Origin of the sequence: Zhouia amylolytica AD3 (assembly GCF_000511935.2) — a bacterium.
GTDB classification, from domain to species: domain Bacteria; phylum Bacteroidota; class Bacteroidia; order Flavobacteriales; family Flavobacteriaceae; genus Zhouia; species Zhouia amylolytica.
The window spans coordinates 1-1,386 of sequence record NZ_AYXY01000008.1 but is presented as its reverse complement, the minus strand read 5'-3'; the positions used below and the strand labels follow the sequence as shown (position 1 = coordinate 1,386).

Here is a 1,386-nt window from a genome sequence, read left to right as displayed (position 1 = left end):
TGGTGCCGGTTCTGATTGCTCTGCACCTATTGAAGTAATCTTTACGGCCACTGATGAGTGTGGTAATCAATCTTCAGTAACTGCAACCTATGCAATTGAAGATACTACTGCTCCAAACATTACTACAGATGCTGCTGATGAAACAGTGGAGTGTGATGGAAGTGGAAATGCAACTGAACTTCAAGCCTGGTTGGATAATAATGGAGGAGCGATTGCTGAAGATGATTGTTCTGCTATCTCTTGGACCCATGACTTTAACGCCTTATCAGATGATTGTGGTGCTACCGGTTCTGTAACGGTTACCTTTACTGCTACTGACGGTTGTGGTAACTTCTCAGAAACTACGGCTACTTTCACTATCGAAGACACTATTGATCCTTCGTTCAACGAAACACTCCCTGTTGATGTAACGGTTGAGTGTGATGCAGTGCCAACTGCCGAAATACTTACTGCTAATGATGCGTGTAGTGCTGCTATAGTAACCTACGATGAAGTTAGAACTGACGGCTCTTGTCCTTCCAGTTATACATTAACCAGAACATGGACGGCTACTGATGAGTGTGGTAATGATACTGTACATGTTCAAACTATTACTGTAGAGGATACTACCGCTCCTGCGTTTGTGGAAACGCTTCCAGCTGATACAACAGTAGAGTGTGATGCAGTTCCTGTAGCTGAAACTTTAACAGCTACTGATAACTGTGGGGATGCTACAGTAACCTTTGATGAAGTAAGAACTGATGGTGCTTGTGTGTCTGATTACACTTTAACAAGAACATGGACTGCTACTGATGAATGTGGTCTTGAAACTATACACGTTCAAACTATTACCGTTCAAGATACTACAGCTCCTGATTTTGTTGAAGCGCTACCTGCTGATACAATAGTAGAATGTGATGCTGTACCTGTAGCTGAAACTTTAACGGCTACCGATAACTGCGGTGATGCTACTGTAGCTTTTGACGAAGTAAGAACTGATGGTGCATGTGTATCTGATTACACTTTAACAAGAACATGGACCGCTACTGACGAATGTGGACTGGAAACTGTACACGTTCAAACGATCACTGTTCAAGATACTACGGCGCCTGAGTTTGTTGAAGCGCTACCTGCTGACGCAACAATAGAGTGTGATGCAGTACCTGTAGCAGAGACATTAACCGCTACTGATAACTGTGGTGATGCTACTGTAACTTATAGCGAAGTTAGAACTGATGGTGCTTGTTTTTCTGATTACACTTTAACAAGAACCTGGACTGCTACTGACGAATGTGGACTGGAAACTGTTCATGTTCAAACCATCACTGTTCAAGACACTACTGCGCCTGACATAGATGATTCTGCACTTGACAATTTAATTGTTGAATGCGATGGAACTGGAAATAA

General features: G+C 42.6%; 1 protein-coding gene. It reads left to right on the top strand.

The genetic code is table 11. From position 1 onward, the window contains the following. On the top strand, positions 1-1,386 hold a 1,386-nt coding region (locus P278_RS16570), incomplete at both ends, for an HYR-like domain-containing protein (RefSeq protein WP_038262335.1).